General features: G+C 42.9%; 11 protein-coding genes. All 11 read left to right on the forward strand.

Features of this window, described 5'->3' with window-relative positions:
- Positions 1–52 precede the first annotated feature (52 nt).
- The 11 genes from C6344_RS00310 to C6344_RS00360 all read left to right on the forward strand — a co-directional run bounded on the left by C6344_RS00310 (position 53) and on the right by C6344_RS00360 (position 13,591).
- Positions 53–469, forward strand: a complete 417-nt coding sequence (locus C6344_RS00310; protein ID WP_066031112.1) for a VOC family protein — start codon at positions 53–55, stop codon at positions 467–469.
- 88 nt (positions 470–557) lie between these two features.
- Positions 558–1,475, forward strand: coding sequence for an AEC family transporter (locus C6344_RS00315; protein WP_034663910.1), 918 nt, complete (start codon positions 558–560; stop codon positions 1,473–1,475).
- A 32-nt stretch (positions 1,476–1,507) separates the two neighbouring features.
- Positions 1,508–3,100 (forward strand): PucR family transcriptional regulator, encoded by a 1,593-nt coding sequence (locus C6344_RS00320; RefSeq protein WP_106072639.1) that lies wholly within the window; start codon positions 1,508–1,510, stop codon positions 3,098–3,100.
- Between the two features lie 234 nt (positions 3,101–3,334).
- Positions 3,335–4,675 carry an aspartate aminotransferase family protein gene (locus C6344_RS00325; protein WP_066031110.1) on the forward strand — a complete coding sequence of 447 codons (1,341 nt, stop codon included), beginning with the start codon at positions 3,335–3,337 and terminating at the stop codon, positions 4,673–4,675.
- 183 nt (positions 4,676–4,858) lie between these two features.
- Positions 4,859–5,416: a glycerol-3-phosphate responsive antiterminator gene (locus tag C6344_RS00330; protein WP_034663739.1), complete on the forward strand. Its 558-nt coding sequence runs from the start codon at positions 4,859–4,861 to the stop codon at positions 5,414–5,416.
- A gap of 214 nt (positions 5,417–5,630) precedes the next feature.
- Positions 5,631–6,446, forward strand: a complete 816-nt coding sequence (locus tag C6344_RS00335) for an MIP/aquaporin family protein (protein WP_060595849.1) — start codon at positions 5,631–5,633, stop codon at positions 6,444–6,446.
- A 15-nt stretch (positions 6,447–6,461) separates the two neighbouring features.
- Positions 6,462–7,958, forward strand: coding sequence for a glycerol kinase GlpK (gene glpK / locus C6344_RS00340; RefSeq protein WP_106036599.1), 1,497 nt, complete (start codon positions 6,462–6,464; stop codon positions 7,956–7,958).
- Positions 7,959–8,097: 139 nt separating this feature from the next.
- Entirely contained in the window at positions 8,098–9,759 is a 1,662-nt protein-coding gene (gene glpD / locus C6344_RS00345) for a glycerol-3-phosphate dehydrogenase (RefSeq protein ID WP_060595851.1), read from the forward strand.
- 142 nt (positions 9,760–9,901) lie between these two features.
- Positions 9,902–11,647, forward strand: a complete 1,746-nt coding sequence (locus tag C6344_RS00350) for a phospho-sugar mutase (RefSeq protein WP_060595852.1) — start codon at positions 9,902–9,904, stop codon at positions 11,645–11,647.
- Between the two features lie 151 nt (positions 11,648–11,798).
- A complete protein-coding gene (locus C6344_RS00355; RefSeq protein ID WP_106071598.1) occupies positions 11,799–12,944 on the forward strand; it encodes a GAF domain-containing sensor histidine kinase in 1,146 nt (381 codons plus the stop codon).
- Positions 12,941–13,591: a response regulator gene (locus tag C6344_RS00360; RefSeq protein WP_106031618.1), complete on the forward strand. Its 651-nt coding sequence runs from the start codon at positions 12,941–12,943 to the stop codon at positions 13,589–13,591. The genes C6344_RS00355 and C6344_RS00360 overlap by 4 nt, the downstream gene beginning before the upstream one ends.
- Positions 13,592–13,786 lie beyond the last annotated feature (195 nt).

A 13,786-nucleotide genomic window follows, 5' to 3' on the forward strand; every position in this document is an offset into this window, starting at 1 on the left:
GCAAAAGCAGAATATACTGAAAGGAGATCATGTGTTCAAAAAGGAGAGGAATATGGGGCGACAATCTAAACATCTGTATATCAATTTGCCGGTAAAGCACGTGAAGGAATCTATCGCTTTTTTTGAGCAGCTGGGTTTTGACTTTGAGCAGCAGTTCACGAATGATCAGGCGGCCTGTTTGGTCATTGATGACACGATCACCGTCATGCTGTTATCTCTTAGGCATTTTCAATCCATCTCAGAGAAACAATTAGTGGACGCAAAAGAGGCATCAGAGGTGATTATCTCTATTCGTGTCAATTCACGAGAAGAGGTCGATGAGCTTGTCGAGCAGGCAATGGCAGCAGGCGGTTCACCGTTTAAGGAGAAGCAGGATCATGAGTTCATGTATGGATGGAGCTTTCAGGATCTTGATGGTCATTTGTGGGAAGTGTTTTATATGGATGAGGAAAGAAGCGGCCTTTCATAAGGGTGCTTCTTTTTTATTGTTTATCAGTGGTATGATAATGAGGAAGCAGATGGAATCTGGAATTCAACTAGAGAAAAGTAGGTGCAGCATGGAGTTTTTACTTGTCTTACTGCCAGTGTTCGGCATATTTCTGATTGGGTATATCGGGCAGAAGGCGATTGGTTTTGACATACATACGCTCTCATCAATGTCTTTATATTTAATGTCACCATTTCTTGCGTTTGAAACCTTTTATCAAAACAAAGTGTCGATGGACTATGTGTATTTATCCATTTTTGTTGTCGGGCTTTGTCTTGCACTTATTTTATGTGTCTTTATATTATCTCGTATTTATGGTTATTCGAATGAAACGTATTGTGCCATGATTCTGTCGTCAGCCTTTATGAACAATGGAAACTACGGCACGCCCGTTGTGCTGCTTGTCTTCGGAGCAGCAGGTTTGGATATTGCGATCGTATTGATGGTGCTGCAGCAGCTTGTCATGAGTACAATCGGTATGTATTATGCAGCAAAGGGCGGAGAGGATGCGGGAGATGGAAAGGTCGTGCTGAAAAAAGTGCTTCGTATGCCGGTTGCTTACGGGGCGCTCATCGGTCTATTATTTCAGCTGATTGACCTTTCATTACCTAAAGAGCTGATGACGGGTATTCAGCTTGTAGGGAATGCTGCCATACCGACGATTATGCTTATTTTAGGTATGCAGCTTGCCGTGATCTCTTTTAAGCAAGTGGATTATCGAAATATTTCTTATGCTGTATTGCTGAAGCTGTTTATCTCCCCACTCATCGCATTTGGCTTTACGGTTATTTTACCGGTAGATGATATGGTGAAACAAATTATGATCTTAGTGGCAGCCATGCCGACAGCAGCAAATACCACGCTGATGGCTGTACAATTTCGAACGAAGCCTGAGTTTGTCTCAAGCACGACATTTCTCAGTACAATCTTAAGTATCGTGACATTACCAGTTTTATTATGGATTTTATCCATGCACCCTCTGGGATAGGGGATAGGCGGCAAACAAAGGGGGACAGATGAATGAATGTAGATGTTCATTTCCAAGTGAGTGACGTGTTGAAAACGAAGCATTTTGCGCATGCAAAAGTGTTAGCAGGGGAAAAAGGATTGTTTCGGCAGGTCAAATGGATCCATGTGTTAGAAGTGCCTGATGTAGAGGATTTGTTAAATGGAGGCGAGCTTATATTAACGACAGCCGCAGGCTTCCATGATCAACTGGATGTGTTTCAAGCGTTTTTACGGCAGCTGATTGATTCAGGGGCAGCCGGCTTGTGTATTGAATTTGTGCCGTTAAGATTCGATGTGCCGGAAGAATTGCTGATCTATGCAGAAGAAAGAGATTTTCCGCTTATTCTGTTTACAAAAGAAGTGAAGTTCGTCAACATCACGCAGCATCTTCATACGATGATGATCGAGCGTCAGTATCAAATGATGGCAGATTTAGAAGCACTATCATCAAAGCTGAATGAGCTTTTACTGACCCCGCATCCGCAGATGGATATTTTGGATCAAGTGTATCAGCACGTAAGGGGGATTCTTTTACTCCTCCCTGTTCAGGGCGAGCCGATTATTTTATGTGATTCTTCCAAACCAACCGAAGAACTGGTTATGAATTATTTGCAGTTTGCTTCCGTGCCAAAAGGATACGAAGTGACGCAAAAACAAGTGCTTGCACTCAAACAAACATTTGCAGATCTTGTGCTCATTCATCAAGCGGACACGCTCTCTGAATTTGAACTGCTCGTGATGGATAAAGGAGCGAATGCTCTTGCCCAGCAAACATTAAGAGAGCTTTATACAGAAGAGCTGAAGAAAACAAAAGAGAATGAATGGCTGCAAAAATGGTTCCAAGAAGAGCATACAGAACGAGAGATCATAGAGCACCTTGAAGAAACAGAAGGGTTGAAAAAGCCAACTGGCTGCGTAGTTTTGCTCTTTCAAAAGCATCATCAAATCGAAGAAATCGCAGGGAATCTTTACTTTCTTGTATCTTGCCGCTCCATTTTTCAGCGTGCGGGTTTCTATCTGATTGCATATGAGCATCAAGGACAAACCTTGTTTATTTTATTAAACACGAGAAAGAAAGAGGACTGGAAAGAGCGTGCAGAAAAGGCTGCAAACGACATCAAACAATTGTATGACCGGGAGCAGCCCCGAGGGGCCGAGATCAATTTTGGTATCGGTCAATATTGTGAACAGTTTCAGCACATGAGAAAAAGCTTTCAAGCAGCCAAAGAAGTGCTGCATTTAAAAAAAGTGATGCCTCAGCGGGTGGAAAGTCCATTTTACCAAGATCTACATATGCTTCGTCTCATGCCTATGATGAAGGAAAGCGGTCTGCTTGAATGCATGGTGAAAGAGTATTTAGAGCCCGTGATTTTATACGATAATCAAAATAGCGGGAGACTCTATCAAACGCTGAATATCTTTTTACAGACAAACGGTTCTAAAAAAGAAACCGCAAGCCAGCTCTATATTGTTAGGCAAACCCTTTATCATAGACTGGATAAACTGCATGCCTTACTTGGTGAGGATATGATGCAAGCGCCGAAACGCCAGGCACTTGAATTTGCAATTCTTGTTTATGAATTCCTGCAAGGAAATCGACGTTAGCGGAGTGTGTTCAATTTGCCAAGGCATCAAGAAAAGTGTCTTATGATGGTGTTCAATCAGTTGACGATCTGTCTAATGTAATCGGCCTGCCCCCTTTTTTATAATGAAAGAAACTGTCAAGTTCCAGTTTCATATGCCTCACGTTTCATCCATATAATGAATGGAGAGGCAATGTGCTGCTTGAACTGGTCTAAGCTTCTTTAATGATGAAAACGGATACATGGGGGCGGGAAGATGAAAATACATGAGCAGGCGCAAAATCTCCAGGCGAAAGATGATCAGTTGATCTGGCATCATATGAAAGGGACAAACAAGGAAAATGAAAGTATGGTTATTCACGAGGCAGAAGGCGCATGGGTGACAGATATTCATGGAAATCGCTATTTAGACGGGATGTCAGGTCTTTGGTGTGTAAATGCCGGATATGGCCGCAAAGAGCTTGCAGAAGCGGCGTATAAGCAATTAAAGACAATGCCTTACTATCCGCTTACACAAAGCCACGTGCCGGCGATTCAGCTGGCTGAAAAGCTAAATGAGTGGCTTGGCGGGGACTATGTCATCTTCTTTTCTAACAGCGGTTCTGAAGCCAATGAAGCCGCATTTAAAATTGTCAAACAATATCATGCGCAAAAAGGAGAGAGTACAAGGACAAAGTTCATCTCCCGGTACCGGTCGTATCACGGCAATACAGCAGCTGCTCTTGCCGCAACCGGTCAAGCGCAGCGTAAATATAAATATGAACCATTAGGTCAGGGCTTTATCCACGTTGCACCTCCTGATGTGTATCGTCATCCTGAGGACCAAGAGAATTTGGCGAGTGCTGCGGCGATTGATCAGGCTATGACGTGGGAACTAAGCGAGACCATTGCTGGGGTCATTATGGAGCCGATCATTACGGGCGGAGGTATCTTAATGCCGCCAAAAGGGTATTTGAAGAAGGTCAAAGACATCTGTGAAGCTCATGGGGCGCTTCTTATCGTAGATGAAGTCATCTGCGGCTTTGGCCGGACAGGGAAGCGGTTTGGTTTTATGCATGAGGAAGTAAAACCGGATATTATCACCATGGCAAAAGGGATTACAAGCGGCTATTTACCGCTTTCTGCAACGTGCGTGAAACGAGAAATCTATGAAGCTTATGCAGGGGAAGATACGTATGACCGGCTGCGCCATGTGAATACATTTGGCGGTCACCCTGCTTCCTGTGCGGTGGCACTTGCCAACCTAGAGATTATGGAAAACGAGCAATTAGTGGAACGGTCAGATGCGCTGGGGCGAGATATGCTTGAACGTTTGCAAGAGTTAAAAGAGCACCCATTTGTCGGAGATGTCAGAGGAAAAGGCTTGCTGTTTGGCATTGAGCTTGTTCAGGATCAGCAGTCCAAAAAACCAGCTGAGCTACATGTTGTCGGTCAATTGATCGCAGAATGTAAAAAACGCGGGCTGATCATCGGGAAAAATGGTGATACAGTTGCCGGCTATAATAACGTTGCCCAGCTTGCACCGCCGCTTAATATCACAGATGATGACGCCTCATTTATCATCAATACCTTAAAAGAAAGCATGGCACAGCTATAGCAGAGAGACTTCTCTGCTTTTTTCTATGGAATAAAAGCATGCTTTCCAGCATTTTGAGCTAGGTCTATGAAGATGATGTGAGGTGAAATCGGTATTGGACGCACTAGGTGTATTGAAAAATAGAAGAGTTTCTATTACTGTTAGGAGAAGACTGATCCAATACACTTTTGAAGGAGACGGCATATGAGTTTTCATGATCAACCTATTCTACCTGCTGTTCGCAATATGAAGCAATTTGAGGAATTTTTAAAAAGTCCATTTACATATGGTGTCTTACTTGATGTTCACTTAGGCCGGCTAAAGGGCATCATGAATGAGGCAAATGCTCATCACAAAAAAATGTTTGTCCATGTCGATCTCATTCACGGGATTAAACATGATGAGTATGGAACGGAATTTATTTGTCAGGAAATGAAGCCTGCAGGAATTATTTCTACTAGGTCTTCTGTCATAGTAAAAGCTAAGCAAAAAAAGGTATATGCCATTCAGCGAATGTTTTTACTTGATACGAGTGCCATGGAAAAAAGCATGGAGTTCGTCGGGAAACATCGTCCAGATTTTATTGAAGTGTTGCCGGGAGTCGTACCAGATTTAATTACAGAAGTGCGCGAGCGAGCTGGGATCCCAATATTTGCAGGCGGATTTATCCGTACAAAAGAAGATGTAGAAAGAGCGCTTGAAGCAGGGGCTACAGCTGTGACGACCTCGAATACCACCCTTTGGAAAGCGTTCCAAAAGTGAAAAAGATAAAATGTGAATATTTATTGACAACGTTTTCATCCTCTGATACTATTGCACTAAGTTAATATCATGTGATGGAGAAACGGAGATCCACAACAGCGCTTTACTAGGTGACAAATGACCCTGATGTAAAGTATGTTTGTTGTGGATCTTTTTCTTTATCTTTTCTACACATTCATAGGGGATGGCAACTGAACCAGAGGAGGAATTTTTCATGACACCATTTTGGGGAGAAGTCGTAGGTACAATGCTGCTCATCATTTTTGGAGGCGGTGTGTGTGCGGCAGTTAATTTAAAGAAATCGCTCGCATATCAATCCGGATGGATTGTAATCGCTTTCGGATGGGGATTTGCAGTGGCCATTGCAGCTTATGCAACGGGTGGAATCAGTGGAGCGCATTTAAATCCCGCACTAACAATTGGGCTTGCGCTAGAAGGAAGTTTTCCTTGGGCTGATGTTCCAATGTATATTATTGGTCAAATGCTTGGCGCATTAATAGGGGCTATTATCGTCTTTTTACATTACTTACCGCACTGGAAAGCAACTGATGATCCAGGTGCAAAGCTAGGTGTATTCTCAACTGGTCCTGCGATTCCGCATACTTTTGCAAACGTACTTAGTGAAGTCATCGGTACATTTGTATTGGTTCTAGGAATCTTAGCGATTGGTGCAAATAAATTTGCAGACGGAGTCAATCCGCTGATTGTTGGTTTCTTAATTGTTGCAATTGGTCTTTCTTTAGGTGGAACAACTGGTTATGCAATTAACCCTGCACGTGATTTAGGTCCGAGAATTGCACATGCGATCCTGCCGATTCCAGGGAAAGGCCCATCGAATTGGAAATATGCTTGGGTGCCAGTTATTGGTCCAATTTTAGGCGGCGCATTTGGCGGTGTTTTCTACAATGCAGCCTTTAAAGCGAACGTCACTCCAGCCTTTTGGATTGTAAGCGTTATTTTAGTTGTGGTATTGTTAGGACTCTATGTCTCTACGAAAAACCAAACAAATGCTGTAAATGAAAGTATGTAAGGGGAGGAAAACATCATGACAAAAGAAAAATATATTCTTGCATTAGATCAAGGGACCACAAGCTCAAGAGCAATCTTATTTGATCAAGAAGGCAAAATTGCACATACAGCTCAGAAGGAATTTAATCAATATTTTCCGAACCCAGGCTGGGTAGAACACAATGCAAATGAAATTTGGAGCTCTGTTCTATCGGTCATTTCAACAGCTTTAATTGAATCAGGAATTGAAGCAGACCAAATCGCTGGTATCGGAATTACGAACCAGCGTGAGACAGCTGTTGTTTGGGATAAACATACAGGCGCACCTATTTACAATGCAATTGTTTGGCAGTCAAGACAAACGTCTGGCATTTGTGAAGATTTAAAAGCGCAAGGACACAATGAAACGTTTAGAAATAAAACAGGTCTTCTCATCGATGCTTATTTCTCAGGTACAAAGGTCAAATGGATTTTAGACAATGTAGAAGGTGCCCGTGAGAAAGCAGAAAATGGCGACTTACTGTTTGGCACAATCGATACTTGGCTTATTTGGAAGATGACAGGCGGTAAATCACACGTCACAGATTATTCCAATGCGTCAAGAACGTTAATGTTCAACATTTACGATCTGAAATGGGATGAAGAATTACTTGATATCCTTGGCGTACCTGCATCTATGCTTCCGGAGGTGAAACCATCTTCACACATTTATGGTGAAACAACAGACTATCACTTCTTCGGCAGAAATATTCCGATTGCAGGAGCGGCGGGAGATCAGCAGGCTGCTTTATTCGGTCAGGCTTGCTTTGAAGAAGGAATGGCGAAGAACACATATGGTACAGGATGTTTCATGTTGATGAATACAGGGGAAAAAGCCATTAAGTCGGATCATGGTTTATTAACGACGATTGCATGGGGCATTGACGGCAAAGTTGAATATGCTTTAGAAGGAAGTATTTTCGTTGCTGGCTCAGCGATTCAGTGGCTGCGTGACGGACTGAGAATGTTTAAAGACTCGAAAGACAGCGAAACATATGCAGAGCGCGTTGAGTCAACAGAGGGCGTATATGTCGTTCCGGCATTCGTTGGTCTAGGCACACCATACTGGGATAGTGATGTCAGAGGCGCTGTTTTCGGGTTAACACGCGGTACTTCTAAAGAGCACTTTGTCCGAGCAACGTTAGAATCACTTGCTTATCAAACGAAAGATGTGTTAGATGCGATGGAAAAGGATTCAAACATTTCATTAAAAACATTGCGCGTTGATGGCGGAGCTGTGAAGAATGATTTCTTAATGGGCTTCCAAAGTGATCTGTTGGATGTGCCTGTAGAGCGTCCAGAAATTAATGAAACGACGGCACTCGGTGCGGCCTATCTTGCGGGAATAGCAGTTGGCTTCTGGAACGACCGTTCAGACATTGCAAAACAATGGAACCTTGACAAGCGCTTTGACCCTAAGATGGAAGAGGACAGCCGTGACTCGTTATACAGCGGGTGGAAAAAGGCTGTAAAAGCAGCTCAAGCTTTCAAATAAACCAAAAGTATGGTATACTTCAAGTAAGTTAATAGAACGGTTGGAGAACTGGAGAGACCGCAGGCACCGAAGTGTAGAAATACGCTTTGGGTGTTTGCGGTCTCTTTTTCTTTACCGTACAACATGGGAGGAACAAGAGATGACTTTTTCTAGCTTAGAAAGGGAACAAATGCTGCAGGAAATGACAAAAAAACCATATGATGTGTTTATCATTGGCGGGGGTATTACAGGCGCTGGTACAGCACTTGATGCGGCTTCACGCGGGATGCGCGTTGGTCTTGCAGAAATGCAGGATTTCGCAGCAGGTACGTCTAGCCGCTCAACGAAACTAGTGCACGGTGGACTTCGTTATTTAAAACAATTCGAAGTGAAGATGGTCGCAGAGGTCGGTAAAGAGCGTGCCATTGTATACGAAAACGGTCCTCATGTGACAACACCAGAATGGATGCTTCTTCCGATGCATAAAGGCGGGACATTCGGTAAGTTTTCAACATCCATTGGGCTTAGAGTGTATGACTTTTTAGCTGGTGTAAAGCATAGCGAACGCAGAAGCATGCTAAGTGCGAAGGAAACACTTGCAAAAGAACCGCTTGTGAAAAAGGACGGCTTAAAAGGCGGCGGCTACTATGTTGAATACCGTACAGATGATGCACGCCTGACAATCGAAGTCATGAAAGAGGCTGTGAAATTCGGGGCAGAAGCAGTCAACTATGCGAAAGTAAAAGAATTTATTTATGATAAAGGCAAAGTTGTCGGTGTTGTCATTGAAGATGTCATGACGCAGAAAACCTACGATGTGTATGCGAAGAAAATCGTCAATGCGACAGGTCCATGGGTCGATCAGCTAAGAGACAAAGATCACTCAAAAGAAGGGAAACACTTACAGCATACAAAAGGTATTCACTTAGTATTCGACCAATCAGTCTTCCCATTAAAACAAGCGATCTACTTTGACACACCTGATAAACGTATGGTTTTTGCGATTCCAAGAGAAGGCAAAACGTACGTAGGAACAACAGATACAGTGTACAAAAAGCAGCTGGAACATCCGCGTATGACAAAAGCAGATCGTGATTATGTCATCAAAGCGATTCAATACATGTTCCCTGATCTCAATATTACAGAAAAAGATGTTGAATCTAACTGGGCTGGTCTTCGTCCACTCATTCATGAAGAGGGCAAAGACCCTTCAGAAATTTCTCGTAAGGATGAAGTATGGACATCATCTTCAGGCTTAATTACCATTGCTGGCGGTAAATTAACAGGCTACCGCAAAATGGCTGAGCACATTGTGAATCTCGTACGTGATGGACTGAAAGAAGAAACGGGCAAAGACTTCGGGCCATGTAAAACAAAGCATATGCCAATTTCAGGCGGTCATGTAGGCGGGTCTAAAAATATGGCATCCTTTGTCCAAGCGAAAACAGCAGAAGGAGTATCTGTTGGTTTAACAGAACCGATTGCTCAAAAACTCGCTGAAAAATATGGCTCAAACGTCAGCAGTCTCTTCAAGCGTGTAGAGCAGCTTCAAGGTGAAGCAGACAAACGAAACATTCCAGCGTATGTACTGGCAGAGCTTGTCTATGCAATCGAAGAAGAATTAGCTGTTACCCCTGTTGATTTCTTCTTAAGAAGAACAGGAAGCCTATTATTTAATATCAACTGGGCGAAAAAATATGCACAGCCTGTCGTTGACTATATGGCAGAGCGTTTTGGCTGGGATGAAGCAGCAAAACAGAAACATCAAACAGAATTAGATCAACTATTCCATGAAGCAGTTGTACCACTTGATGCTGAATAAAAGAAAAGCCGATCATGTATCGGCTTTTTTATTTGTTCAGCATTTTCTTCATCTCTCAATGATATAGCATGACATAAAGGATGATTCCATATAAAATAACAGTAGATGTATTTTATTGATGATAAGAGCTGGGAGGACGACCATGAGTTGGAAGACGAATTATGAGCGATGGATCAATGAGAAGCACCTGGATACTGAGCTAAGGGAAAGGCTGGAGGCACATCAAGATGATCAATTAGCACTTGAAGACTGTTTCTACAAAAACCTTGAGTTCGGCACTGGAGGAATGCGCGGAGAGATTGGTGCCGGCACGAACCGAATGAATGTGTACACGGTTCGTAAAGCATCTGCAGGCCTTGCTGCGTATATTGCGAAACATGGAGAGGATGCAAAAAGAAGAGGCGTCGCCATTGCATATGATTCACGCCATAAATCGCCTGAATTTGCGATGGAAGCAGCCAAAACTCTTGCTTCACAGGGCATTCAAACATACGTATTTGACGAACTGCGTCCAACACCAGAGCTCTCCTTTGCTGTTCGAGAGCTGAATGCATTTGCTGGGATTGTCGTAACAGCAAGTCATAATCCACCAGAATATAATGGCTATAAAGTATATGGAGAAGACGGCGGACAGCTGCCTCCACTTCAAGCAGATCAAGTCATTCAAGAAGTAGATGCAATAGAAAATGAACTGTCGATTTCAGTTGATTCAGAAGAAACGTTAAAACAACAAGGGCTGATCAAGATGATCGGAGAAGAAATCGATCATGCGTATATTGAAAAATTAAAAACCATCAGTGTCCACCCTGAGCTGGCAGGTGAGGTCGATGTCAAAGTCGTTTTTACCCCGCTTCATGGTACGGCCAACCAGCCTGTCCGAAAAGGGCTTCAGGCTTTAGGCTATCAGCATGTGACCGTTGTGCCTGAACAGGAAAAACCAGATCCGCAATTTTCAACAGTGACATCGCCAAATCCAGAGGAGCATGCAGCATTTGAGTATGCCATCAAGCTTGGCGAAAAGCAGAATGCTGATATCCTCATTGCAACAGACCCAGATGCGGATAGGTTAGGCATTGCGGTCAGAGATCATGATGGAGAGTTTACCGTCTTAACAGGCAACCAAACAGGAGCCCTGCTGCTCCATTATTTATTGTCTGAAAAACAAAAGCTTGGTCAGCTGCCGCCTCGTCCCGTTGTGATGAAAACGATTGTCACAAGTGAGCTTGGGCGTGCTGTTGCTTCAGCATTTGGTGCCCATACGATTGACACGCTTACTGGTTTTAAATTTATTGGAGAAAAAATCAAGCAATTCGAAGAGAGCGGAGAATACACGTTTCAATTCGGGTACGAAGAAAGCTATGGCTATTTGATCGGTGACTTTGCCCGAGATAAAGATGCGGTGCAAGCGGCGCTGTTAGCTGTCGAAGTCGCTGCTTTCTATAAAAAACAAGGCAAGTCCTTGTACGACGCGCTTGTCGATATGTTCAAGGAGTTTGGATTTTACCGGGAAGGGTTAAAGTCGTTAACCTTAAAAGGAAAAGAAGGAGCAGAGCAAATTTCAGCGATCCTTCATACCTTTAGAACAAATCCACCAGCTGCTATCGCGGGTCAGCGCATCACTGTCATCGAGGATTACCAATCAAGTCAAAGACACCTCGTTGCCGAAAAGAAAGAAGAAACCATTCACCTGCCAGCTTCAAACGTGCTGAAATATTTCCTTGAGGATGGCTCGTGGTTCTGCTTAAGACCTTCCGGCACTGAGCCTAAAGTGAAATTTTATATTGCAGTCAAAGGTACATCTTTAACAGATAGCGAAGAAAAGCTGAAGCATCTGTCAGAAGAAGTGATGAAAGTCGTTTATGAGATTGTGGAAGAAACAGCTAAATAAACAAACAAGGCCATCGTGTGAATGCATGATGGCTTTTTCTCAGTCAAAAGGATGAGAAAAAATCATCCTTTTAGCGAAAGAACCGGCAGAATGCTCATGATATAATGAGCGTAATGAAAAGAGAAGGCAGCAAATGCCGGGGGTAAACAGTATGGGAGAATATCAAGAGAAGGTTGAAACATTAAAAACGTTAAAAGAAATTGCTGAAAAGCTAAATGAAGGCACGGAAATGAAAGATACGCTTCATGAAGTGCTCCATATGCTGATGGATGTCACAGGCTTTCATTCAGCATGGATTTATTTTATAGAAAAAGACGGTTCGTACGAATTGATGGCAGAGGTCTCCTTACCCGAAGCGCTGGCAAAGCATCAAAAACAGCTCATGTGCCAAAACGATTGCTATTGCATCAATCGATATACAAAAGGTTCACTTCAATCTGCCACAAACATTATGAATTGTAAACGCATCGAAACGGCGATGAAAAAGCAGCTTGGGGATACTGAAGGAATTACGCATCATGCGACGGTTCCCCTCAAAGCATGTAAGCGTACGTTCGGATTATTGAATGTGGCGGCAAAAGGAAAAGTCACATTTACGCAAGAAGAATTGAACTTGCTTGAAAGCATTGCGCTTCAAATTGGTACCGCCATTCAACGGATGAAGCTTGTGCAAAACGAACATCAACATGCTCTTTTGGAAGAAAGAAACCGGCTTGCACAGGACTTACATGATTCCGTCAACCAGATGCTATTTTCAGTCAGTCTGACTGCTAAAGCTGCCCGTCAAATGACTAATGATCAGAATCTAGGGGAAATGATTGATTTTATTCAGCATTTGTCACAAGATGCACTGGTTGAAATGCGGTCACTCATTTGGCAGCTAAGGCCAAGAGGACTTGAAAAAGGATTCACTACAGGAATTCAAGAGTATGCAAAGCTTTTAGGATTACGCTGTACATTATCGTTATCAGGCTGTATGGAGATGGATCATTCGCAGCATGAAACGTTGTTTCGGGTATGCCAAGAAGCGCTGAATAATTGTCAAAAACATGCGGGAGTAGAGGAAGTCAAGGTCCAGCTTGAACAATCAAAAGACACGTTTGAGATGAAAATTATCGACCGCGGAAAAGGGTTTCAGTATGACGAGCAAATGAGCCTCCCTTCACTTGGTCTGAAAGGCATGTCTGACCGTATCAAAAGAGCTGGTGGAACATTTTGTATAGAGTCTGAGCTCGGTGAAGGAACCACCATTCAAGTGAAGGTGCCATTTTCTCAAGAAAGGAAGGGGTCGTCATGAGAGTCGTGATTGCAGATGATCATCATATTGTGAGAAAAGGGCTTGTGTTTTTCTTGCAGACACAGCCTGACGTCGAAATCGTTGGTGAGGCTTCTAATGGAGAAGAAGCATTAGAAGTTGTCAGACAAACGCGGCCTGACATCGTTCTAATGGATCTATCGATGCCTGTGATGAATGGTATTGAAGCCACGAAACAAATGATGCTGGAAATGCCCGATACCCGCATTGTGATTCTGACAAGCTATGCGGATAAAGATTATGTTATTCCCGCTATTCAAGCAGGGGCAAAAGCCTATCAGCTCAAGGATGTAGCGCCAGAAAAGCTCCTTACGACAATGATTGACGTACAAAAGGGCACCTATCAATTAGATGCTCATATCACCAACTTTCTTGTGCAGCATTTGACTGAGCCAAAAGAGCAAAAATGGAAGTTAATGAAAGAGCTGACCAATAGAGAGCGAGATGTCTTATTCGAAATTGCAAAGGGGAAAAGCAATAAAGAAATTGCCTCATCACTGTTTATTTCTGAAAAGACTGTCAAAACACACGTATCTCATGTATTATCAAAACTAGAGCTGGCAGATCGTACACAAGCGGCTCTGTATGCAGTGGATTATCAAAAAAATCAGCCGAAAGAGCTGCTATGACAGAAGGGAATTTAGTCGTTATGCTAAAACTTTTAAGCGCACATTCAATTCAATGAATTGAATAAAAAAGAGCACAGATGTTGGTTTATTTGACGTGCCCTTTTGCGTAAAAAGAGAAGCATGTCCAGTCTAATTTCTAATAATGAAACGATAAAAGGCTTGATGAGTATATGCTCATCAAGTCTTTTTTTATTT

The sequence above is a fragment of the Bacillus sp. GBSW19 genome (genome assembly GCF_002998655.1).
GTDB lineage: Bacteria > Bacillota > Bacilli > Bacillales > Bacillaceae > Bacillus.

Bases quoted from the DNA above. Each gene is read 5' to 3' on its own strand.
- C6344_RS00310 (WP_066031112.1), top strand. From the start codon at position 53: ATGGGGCGACAATCTAAACATCTGTATATCAATTTGCCGGTAAAGCAC.
- C6344_RS00315 (WP_034663910.1), top strand. From the start codon at position 558: ATGGAGTTTTTACTTGTCTTACTGCCAGTGTTCGGCATATTTCTGATT.
- C6344_RS00320 (WP_106072639.1), top strand. From the start codon at position 1,508: ATGAATGTAGATGTTCATTTCCAAGTGAGTGACGTGTTGAAAACGAAG.
- C6344_RS00325 (WP_066031110.1), top strand. From the start codon at position 3,335: ATGAAAATACATGAGCAGGCGCAAAATCTCCAGGCGAAAGATGATCAG.
- C6344_RS00330 (WP_034663739.1), top strand. From the start codon at position 4,859: ATGAGTTTTCATGATCAACCTATTCTACCTGCTGTTCGCAATATGAAG.
- C6344_RS00335 (WP_060595849.1), top strand. From the start codon at position 5,631: ATGACACCATTTTGGGGAGAAGTCGTAGGTACAATGCTGCTCATCATT.
- glpK (WP_106036599.1), top strand. From the start codon at position 6,462: ATGACAAAAGAAAAATATATTCTTGCATTAGATCAAGGGACCACAAGC.
- glpD (WP_060595851.1), top strand. From the start codon at position 8,098: ATGACTTTTTCTAGCTTAGAAAGGGAACAAATGCTGCAGGAAATGACA.
- C6344_RS00350 (WP_060595852.1), top strand. From the start codon at position 9,902: ATGAGTTGGAAGACGAATTATGAGCGATGGATCAATGAGAAGCACCTG.
- C6344_RS00355 (WP_106071598.1), top strand. From the start codon at position 11,799: ATGGGAGAATATCAAGAGAAGGTTGAAACATTAAAAACGTTAAAAGAA.
- C6344_RS00360 (WP_106031618.1), top strand. From the start codon at position 12,941: ATGAGAGTCGTGATTGCAGATGATCATCATATTGTGAGAAAAGGGCTT.